Source organism: Burkholderia sp. JPY481 (assembly GCF_038900515.1).
In the GTDB taxonomy this organism is placed as follows: Bacteria; Pseudomonadota; Gammaproteobacteria; order Burkholderiales; family Burkholderiaceae; genus Paraburkholderia; species Paraburkholderia youngii.
The window spans coordinates 1-598 of record NZ_JAYMRT010000125.1; the positions used below are offsets into that span (position 1 = coordinate 1).

General features: G+C 66.1%; 1 pseudogene. It reads right to left on the reverse strand.

Features of this window, described 5'->3' with window-relative positions:
* Positions 1-598, reverse strand: a pseudogene (locus tag VSR82_RS39950) (glycoside hydrolase family 19 protein); the annotation flags it as partial.

Here is a 598-nt window from a genome sequence, read left to right on the forward strand (position 1 = left end):
CCGCCCGCCTCGGGCGCATACAGCGTTGCTCCGTTCAGGTCCGTTAGCTGGCCCCACGTTGCACCATGCACCGTGTCAGTCTTGCCGATGCTGACACTTGCCCCCTGCGGCACGATGCCAACGATGGGGCCATTCGGCGTCCTGCGCACAGGCAGACCCACCTGCGACGGATCCGCAACCTGCCCACTGCGACCCGGCCGCGGCCTGTCCTGCGCAAACTGCGTCACCTGCCACTGCCGCGACCAGTACGCCGGTTTCTGCCGCTTCGGGAAGTTGTCATAGTCTGCGTTGGACATCAGGTGCATGTACAGGCTGTAGAACGTCAGCCTCGTGCCGCGCGGAAACTCCATCTCGTGCCGCACCAGGGCAAAGCCCGTGCCGTACGGAGCCTGAAGCGGCACGTTACTGCCGTCCACGCTTGCTTCGCTGACCGGATAGTCCTGGTTGGCGCGATACGCGATCAGCACACCGTCCGCGATGCAGCGTAGTCCCGCGTCGAGGTCGAGCGCCTGCCCCGCGCCCGCCTCCGTGATGTGGATGCCACCGTGCCACATGCCCTTGCGGCTGACGAGATACGAGCCGGACGGCTCGTTCGTGG